Consider the following 8,104-nt stretch of genomic DNA (forward strand, 5'->3'; position numbering starts at 1 on the left):
GAGGCGCGCGCCCTGATCAGCGGCTGCCGCCACGGCCCGGCGAGCAGGCCGAGCAGATGGATGGTGGCCAGCCCGTCGTCCACGAGCACGATCCGGGACGGCCGCGCGGTGAGCAGCCGCATCTGCACCTGGCCGGAGAACGCGTCGCCGACGGCCCAGGCGGCCCGTCCGGCCTTCGCCCGCTTCTCGTAGCGGAGCGTGGTGCCGGACGGCAGGCCGAGCCGTTCCAGTTCGGTGGCGGTGGCCGTCAGCGCGGCGGAGCCGCCGCGCACCAGCAGCTCCGCGGGGCCCAGCACGCCGGCGTGGCGCGCCTCCACCGCGGACAGGAGCTGGAGGGGTGACTCCACCCAGGCCAGATCAGTCATGCCACCGTTCTCATCCTTGACGTTACTGTGCGGATTCAGCGTCACACGCACGGATGAACGAACGGCCAACTCCAGCTGACGGCAGAGGTTCATCACCGTTCCGGCTTCGGCAGTCGGTAGAGTTTCCTCCCGGTCCCCCCGGCTTGTCCCCCTTGGAGTGCTCACTTGACTGACAGACGCCGATTTCTGTTCGGTGCTGGAGCGCTCGCGGTGGGCGGTTCGGCCTGCGCCGCCGTCTGGCCGTCGGAGACGTCGGGGAAGACTCCGCGCACCGCCCAGAAGGGCGTTCCGCCGGAACCGCCCGCGACGACCCCGCAGAGCGAGGTGCAGCGTCCGGTCGCGCCCGCCCCGGACAAGCCGATCACGACGGCGCCGGGGCTGCCGAACTTCGTGCTGATCTACACCGACGATCTCGGCTGGGGCGAGGTCGGCTGCTACGGCCAGAAGAAGATCAAGACGCCGCGGATCGACCGGCTGGCCGCCGAGGGCCTGCGTTTCACCGACGCCTACTCGGCCGCCCCGGTCTGCGCCCCGGCCCGCTCGTCGCTGCTGACGGGCCAGCACACCGGCCACACCGCGGTCCGCAGGAACCCGCCGCGCTCCGGCGACATCCCGCTGGGCCCGCAGGACCGCACGATCGGCGAGATGCTCCGCGACCGCGGCTACCGGACGGGCCTGTTCGGCAAGTGGGGGTTCGGTCCGGACCGGGCCGGCCAGCCGTCCCACCCGAACGAGAAGGGCTTCACCGACTTCTTCGGGTACCTCACCCACCATCAGGCCAAGAGCTATTTCCCCACCCATCTCTGGGACAACCAGCGCAAGGTGACCCTGCCGGGCAACACCGGCGATTTCGGCGCCCTCTTCGGCCCCGACCTGATCATGCAGAAGGCCCTGGACTTCCTACGACAGGAGACCACCCAGGCCCCGTTCTTCCTGATGCTGACGCTGCCGCTGCCGCACGCCCCTAGTGTCGTGCCGTCGTTCGGCGAGTACGCGGCGAAGGACTGGACCCCGCAGAACAAGGCCCACGCCATCCAGATCACCACCATGGACGGCTACGTCGGCATGATCGTCGACCAGTTGAAGCAGCAGGGCCTGGACGAGAACACGATCGTCATCTTCACCTCGGACAACGGCCCGCACGAGGAGGACGGCGTGAGCGTCGACTTCTTCAACGCCAATGGCCCCTACCGGGGCCTGAAGCGGAACCTGTACGAGGGCGGGATCCGGGTTCCGTGGATCGTCTGGTCGCCCAAGATCCTCCAGCACACCGCGGGCAGGAAGTCGGGCCGCCAGGTGATCCAGTACGACCTGATGGCCACGCTGGCGGACTTCTCCGGCGCGAAGGCCCCGGCGAACGACGGCGTCTCGCTGCGCCGGGTGTTCACCGGGAAGGGCAAGGCGCCCGAGCACAAGTACCTTTACTGGCTGCGGCTGCACGCCGGCCAGACCAAAAGCCACAAACGCGAGGATCACGGGCGCGGCCGAAAGGCAGCGGCGGCGGTCCGGTTCAAGGGACACTGGAAGCTCGTCGGTTTCGCCCCGGGACGCGAGTACTCCAAGCCCAGCGACAAGTGGCATTTCGAGCTCTACGACCTGAAGAAGGACCCGGGCGAGAAGCACGATCTCGCCGACGACCGGCCGGAGCTCGTCAAGGAGGCCAGGAAGTATCTGGTCGAGTCCTGGCGACACCCGAAGCGCCCTTGAGGTTGCTTCTTTCTCAGTATCTTTTCTGCAACAGCGAGACCGTTATGACATCAAGTGTCGCTATCGTCTCGGATACGCGCCGTCTAACCGGGATCTGAGGATGCAGGAAGCACAACGCAGCACAGCCATGAAGCGGGCCATCCGCCGCCGGAGCGAGCACCTCGCCGAGGCCCTGCGTCCGCCGGGAGTCAAGACCAAGAAGAAGGTCCTGCTGCCCGACCGGAGCGCCGAGCGGCTCGTGCCCTCGCCGGTCTTCGTGCTGTCGTCGGTCCGGGCGGGCTCCACCCTGCTCCGCATGATCCTCAACAGCCACTCCGAGATCCGCGCCCCGCACGAGCTGCACCTGCGCACCCTGGAAGTCCGCCCCAACCGGGACTTCACCGAGGACGTCATGCAGGCGCTCGGCCTGACCCGCAAGGAGCTGGAACACCTGCTCTGGGACAGAGTCCTCCACCACGAACTGGAGCGCAGCGGCAAGAGCATCGTGGTCGACAAGACCCCGGCCAACGCCCTGATCTGGCGGCGTATCGCCTCGGCCTGGCCCGACGCCCGCTACATCTTCCTGCTCCGCCACCCCCAGTCGGTCGTCGAGTCGGTCCTGAACCGCCGCAAGGGCGCCGAACCCGACGCGGTGATCAAGGAGGTCCTCGACTACGTCACCGGTGTGGAGGAGGCCCGCCAGCACTGCGACGGCCTCACCGTCCGGTACGAAGACCTCACCGCCGACCCCGTCACGCAGACCAAGGCGATCTGCGACTACCTGGGCGTCGAGTGGGAGCAGGAGATGCTCGACTACGGCAAGCACGACCACGGCGAGATCCGCCCGGTGTTCGGCGACTGGAGCGCCAACATCAAGTCCGGCGAGGTCAAGGCCGCCCGGCCGCTGCCGAAGAAGGACGAGATCGCCGTTCAGCTTCAGGACATCTGCCGGGCCTGGGGCTACCTGGAGTAGTTCACCGGCCGCGTTCACAATGCCCGACATGCGCGTATGTGTCTGCACGGCCGGGCACCACCCCGACGACGCGCGGATCCTGCACCGGCAGATCCGCGCCCTGCTCGACGCGGGCCACCAGGTCACCTACCTGGCCCCGTTCCGGGCCTGCAACGCCACGCCCTGGCCGGGGCTGACCCCGGTCGACGTCCCGCGCCTCAGCGATCGTTTCCGGGCGTTGCGGCATATTCGGCGGGCTCTGAACGAGCACGCCCCGCACACCGATCTGGTGCTGCTGCACGATCCCGAGCTGAGCGTGGTCGCGCCGCGCCGGGTCCCGGTGCTGATTGACGGGCCCGTCACACGCCGGTCGTCCGCGCGGCTCGACTCGCCGACGCTCACACCCGTCCCGCCGGTCCCGCTCCGCCCGCCGGACGACCGCCGCGTGGTCCATCTGGGCCGGTTGAGCCGTGACAGCGGCGTCGTCGAACTGATCGAGCTGGCCCGGCTACTGCACGCCGAGGGCGTCGCCACCGAGCTGATCGGCGCCCCCGACGAGGACGCCCGCCCCCTCCTGCGGGCCGCGCAGCGCGACGGCGTGCTCCGCTGGTACGGCTACGTCCCCAACGACCGCGCCCTCCGCATCATCTCGGGCGCCTCGGCCGGCCTGTCCTTCCCCCGGCGCCCCCGCTCCGAGGCCCCCACCCCGGTCCTGGAGTACATGGCCCACGGCGTCCCGGTCATCTCCTTCCCCGAACCGTCCACGTCGTTCCTCCTGGACGAGATCGGCTCAGGCCTGACCGTCCGCGACGTCCCCCACGCCCACAAGACCATCCACCACCTCCTGTCCAGCGCCCCCACCCGCGCCGACCTGGCCAAACGAGGCCACGAAGCCGCCGCCCTCCGCTTCGACTGGGCCCACGAGGCCCCCCACTTCCTAGCCACCCTGGAAGCCGCCGTCACCCGCGCCGCCTAAGCCCCCACCCACCCAAGCCCCAAACCACGCCTCAAAGAACAGCTGGCCCCGCGCCACCGGCACCCGTGCTCGGTCACGACCCTCGCAACCGCCTCCCGGGCGATCTAAGCGCCCGCCGCCCAGGCTGCGAACCACGGTTCGAAGAACAGCGCTGGGCCAGTGGCATCCCGCGTTCGGTCACGACCCTCGCAACCGCCGCCCACGCGGCCTAAGCGCCCGCCGCCCAGGCCGCGAACCACGGTTCGAAGAAGGGGTGGCCTTGGGCTAGGGGGATCAGGTAGGTGGTGGTCTCGGTTCGGTAGCGCTGCTGGAAGTCAGGGGGCATCGCGTGGAGGGTCTGGACGTTGCTGGCGCGGTCCGCGAGTTTGATCCAGATGGCCTGTTCGGGGGCGTCGCGGAGGCGGCGCAGGTAGGCGACCTTCGCGGCCCGTTTCTCCCGCTTCGACGCCACCGGGGGTCTGGTCACCCAGTCGACGTACTCGGCGACGACCGGGCCGAACTCCGCCTCCACCTCCGCGAGGGTCACCGGGGTGTCCTCGACCACGTCGTGCAGCAGGACGGCCGCCAGCACGTCCCCGTCGGTGACGCCCGCGCCCCGGAGAAGGATCTCCAGCGCCTCCAGCAGATGCACCGTGTAAGGCTCGCCGGTGAAGCGTTTCTGCTCGCCGTGCCACCGCTCCGCGGCCCGCGCCGCCCTCATGACCAGGGCGAACGTCGCCGCGTCCAGCTCGTCCCGTAGCTCGTTCTCGGCCTCGGCGACCGTGCGCCAGCTCTGATAGTCCATCGCCTCCCCAGTATGCGGGATGATCGTCAGCGTGGAACGCGAATGGGTGGCCGAGGAGAGCGTGCTGATCGACGCTCCGGCCGCGAAGGTGTACGCCGCTGTCTCCGACCCGCGCCGGGCCGTCGAGTGGTCGCCGGAGGTGTTCAAGGTCTGGCTCCGCGACGACTCCGCCGAGGAGGGCGCCCGGTTCGTCGGGTTCAACCGGCGCGGGCCGTTCGTCTGGTTCACCACCTGCGACGTCACCGCCAACGTCCCGGAGACGGCGTTCGCCTTCCGGGTCTACAGCTTCGGCATGGAGGTGGCCCTGTGGGGCTACCGGATCGAGCCGGTCGGCGACGGCACGACCCGTCTCACCGAGTACTGGCAGGACCTGCGCCGCGACTACCGGCTGGCCCCGCTCGTCTCCTGGATGGGACGGGTGTTCACGGGCGTCCGGGCCGGGGACCGGGCCGCGCTGAACCGGATCGGGATGCGGACCACCCTGAACCGCGTCAAGTCAGGCCTTGAGACTCCAGTCTAGAACCTGTTCTACTGGGCCCATGCACGTGATCCAAGGCCAGACGATCACCCTGCCGGTCGAGATCCGCCGGGCGCGCGTGGCGTCCGCGATGTTCCCGGTGCCCGCCCGCACCGCCCAGCAGATCATCGACCACAGCGGCCTCACCATCGCCGCGAAACTCGGCCGCGGCCTGTGCTCGCTGGCGTTCGTCGAATACCTCGACGGCGACCTCGGCCCCTACCACGAGCTCGCCGTGGCCTTCCTGGTCGACCGGCCGGGCGGCGGCGCGCCCGGCGCGTTCATCCACTGGCTGCCCGTCGACGGCTCCTTCACCCTCGACGCCGGCCGGACGATCTGGGGCTTCCCCAAGGTCCTCACCCGGCTGCCGATCGACTGGACGTCACCCCACCGGGCCGCCGTCCACCAGGACGGCCGGCTCGTCCTCGCCGTCCAGATCAAGCCGGGCCTGCCCGTCCCCGACGGCGCCGGCAGCCCCAAGATCGACGCCTACGCGCATCTCGACGGCGTCACCCGGCGCACCCCCTGGACCATGGCCCCGTCCGCGGTCCGGATGCGTCCCGGCGGCGCGGTCGTCCGGCTCGGCGACCACCCGGCCGCCGAAGATCTCCGCAGGCTCGGCCTGGACCGGCGTCCCGCCCTCACCAGCACGACGGTCGGCCGCCTCGCCATGAGCTTCGGCGCCGCCGAACCCGTGTAGTTCCCTCCTGGAGCAGGCGAAGAGGGGGGCGGCGAGCAAATAAGCTTGTCGTCTGCCTGCTTTGAAGGAGATGTATGTCTGCGACCGGGACCGCCAACGGGCAGGTCAAGGATGCCGAGATCGCAGCCGAGCAGGAGCGCGTCGACGTCGCTTATGTGCGGCTCGAAGAGATGCGCGAGGACGCCCAGCGGATGCTCGCCGAAGGGTTCCGCCAGGCCCAGGCCGGCACCAAGAGCTCCCTCGTCGACCGCGACGCCATGGTCTACCAGGCGTCCCTGCGGGCCGAGGCGCTGAACGTCGCCGACGACGGCCTCGTCTTCGGCCGCCTCGACCTGACCGCTCACGCCCCCCTGTACATCGGCAGGATCGGGGTGCGGACCAAGGAGCACGACTCGCTGGTCGTCGACTGGCGCGCCCCGGCCGCCGAGGCCTTCTACCGGGCCACCCCGGAGGACCCGCACGAGGTGATTCGCCGCCGGGTCCTGCACTCCCGCGGCCACCGCGTGATCGACATCGAGGACGACCTGCTCCAGCCCGAGCTCGCCGACGGCCTGACCGTGGTCGGCGACGGCGCGTTCCTGGCGTCCCTGGCGCGCACCCGGGAAGGGTCGATGCGCGACATCGTCTCCACCATCCAGCGCGAACAAGACCTCGTGATCAGGGCGCCCGCCGACGGCACCGTGATCGTCAGGGGCGGGCCCGGCACCGGCAAGACCGCCGTGGCCCTGCACCGGGTCGCCTACCTGCTGTTCCGGCACCGGCGCAGGTTCGGCGGCCGCGGCGTGCTGATCGTCGGCCCCAACCAGCGGTTCACCGCCTACATCGAGCGGGTCCTGCCGTCGCTGGGCGAGGGCTCGGCCGTCCTGCGCTCCCTCGGCGACCTGGTGCCCGGCGCGGTCGCCACCCGCCACGACTCCCCCGAACTGACCCGGATCAAGGGCTCGGGCTCTATGGTCAGGCTGCTGCGCCGCGCCGTCACCGACCACCCGCCGGGCGCCCCCGAACTGCTGACCGTCGTGCACGCGGGCGTCGTCGTCAAACTCGACCGGCCCCGCCTCGACAAGATCCGCAACCAGATCCACCAGCGCAGCCAGGGCACGATCAACACCGCGCGCCGCAAGGCCGCCGACGCCCTCCTCGACGCCCTCTGGAACCGTTTCCTCGAGATCGGCGGCCTCGTCGACGCCCCGGGGATCAAACGCCACGAGTTCGTGGCGAACGCCCGCGACCAGTTCGGCGGGTTCCTCGGCGACTGGTGGCCGATCCGCACCCCCACGCAGGTTCTGCGCTCCCTGGGCGACGTCGAACGGCTGAAGCGCGCCGCGGCCCGCGACCTCAAACCCGACCAGATCGGCCGGCTCGCCGCCTCGTTCGCGGTCGAGGACACCTGGTCCTACCAGGACGTCGCGCTGCTCGACGAGATCGACGCCCTGCTCGGCAAGCCCCCGCGCCCCACCAAACAGGTCCGCGAGGACGACCCGTACGTGATCGACGGCGTCAACATCATCACCGGTGAGGAGGTCGCCGACTGGGAGCCCGAAATGCGGGAGCTGTCCATGTCGATCGACCGCTACGACCGGGCCCGTCGCGTCGACGACGAGGCCGAGGAGGCCAACGACTTCGGCCATGTGGTCGTCGACGAGGCACAGGACCTGTCACCCATGCAGTGGCGGATGCTCGGCCGGCGGGGACGCCAGGCCACCTGGACGGTCGTCGAGGACCCCGCCCAGTCCTCCTGGGAGGATCTTGAGGCGTCCCGGCAGGCCATGGCCAACGCCCTCGGCACCGCGGCCACCCGGCGCAACGCGCGGCCGCAGCACTCGTTCGAGCTGACCACGAACTACCGGAACACCGTGGAGATCGCGGCGGTCGCCACCCGGGTGCTCGCGCACGCCGTCCCGGACGCCCGTCCGGCCCGCGCCGTCCGCACGTCGGGCCACGACGCCACCGTGCTCCTCGTCCCGGCCTCCTCCCCCGAAAACCCGCCGAACGTCGAAGCGGGGGCTGCCGAGCCCGGTCTGTTCGATCTGGCCGAAGCGGTACAGCCCGAGCTCGCCCTGCCGGAGACGTCGGGGAGCGGGCAGCCGGGCGTCGTGCAGCCGGGCGCAGGGCGGAGCCGTTCCG

The 8,104-nt window shown here is 70.5% G+C and carries 7 protein-coding genes and 1 pseudogene; 6 read left to right on the plus strand and 2 right to left on the minus strand.

The window, feature by feature from the left end:
• A pseudogene (locus ACYVE7_RS24485) lies at positions 1-365 on the minus strand (hypothetical protein); the annotation flags it as partial.
• Between the two features lie 165 nt (positions 366-530).
• On the opposite strand from ACYVE7_RS24485, the gene ACYVE7_RS24490 reads away from it, so the two are divergent.
• From ACYVE7_RS24490 to ACYVE7_RS24500, 3 genes are all read left to right on the plus strand, one after another.
• The gene (locus tag ACYVE7_RS24490) at positions 531-2,072 is read left to right on the plus strand and encodes an arylsulfatase (protein WP_460367579.1); all 1,542 of its coding nucleotides are present in this window, start codon (positions 531-533) and stop codon (positions 2,070-2,072) included.
• 100 nt (positions 2,073-2,172) lie between these two features.
• Positions 2,173-3,024, plus strand: coding sequence for a sulfotransferase family protein (locus tag ACYVE7_RS24495; protein ID WP_460367581.1), 852 nt, complete (start codon positions 2,173-2,175; stop codon positions 3,022-3,024).
• 28 nt (positions 3,025-3,052) lie between these two features.
• The gene (locus ACYVE7_RS24500) at positions 3,053-3,979 is read left to right on the plus strand and encodes a glycosyltransferase family protein (protein WP_460367582.1); all 927 of its coding nucleotides are present in this window, start codon (positions 3,053-3,055) and stop codon (positions 3,977-3,979) included.
• 208 nt (positions 3,980-4,187) lie between these two features.
• On the opposite strand, the gene ACYVE7_RS24505 is transcribed toward ACYVE7_RS24500, so the two are convergent.
• Positions 4,188-4,763, minus strand: a complete 576-nt coding sequence (locus tag ACYVE7_RS24505) for an HD domain-containing protein (RefSeq protein ID WP_460367584.1) — start codon at positions 4,761-4,763, stop codon at positions 4,188-4,190.
• A 19-nt stretch (positions 4,764-4,782) separates the two neighbouring features.
• Here ACYVE7_RS24505 and ACYVE7_RS24510 point away from each other — a divergent pair, with 19 nt between their 5' ends.
• From ACYVE7_RS24510 to ACYVE7_RS24520, 3 genes are all read left to right on the plus strand, one after another.
• The gene (locus ACYVE7_RS24510) at positions 4,783-5,283 is read left to right on the plus strand and encodes an SRPBCC family protein (protein WP_460367586.1); all 501 of its coding nucleotides are present in this window, start codon (positions 4,783-4,785) and stop codon (positions 5,281-5,283) included.
• A 19-nt stretch (positions 5,284-5,302) separates the two neighbouring features.
• Positions 5,303-5,980 carry an acetoacetate decarboxylase family protein gene (locus ACYVE7_RS24515; RefSeq protein WP_460367588.1) on the plus strand — a complete coding sequence of 226 codons (678 nt, stop codon included), beginning with the start codon at positions 5,303-5,305 and terminating at the stop codon, positions 5,978-5,980.
• Between the two features lie 74 nt (positions 5,981-6,054).
• Positions 6,055-8,104: HelD family protein (locus ACYVE7_RS24520; RefSeq protein ID WP_460367590.1), on the plus strand; the 2,050-nt coding region annotated here is incomplete at its 3' end.

Source organism: Actinocorallia lasiicapitis (assembly GCF_054778695.1).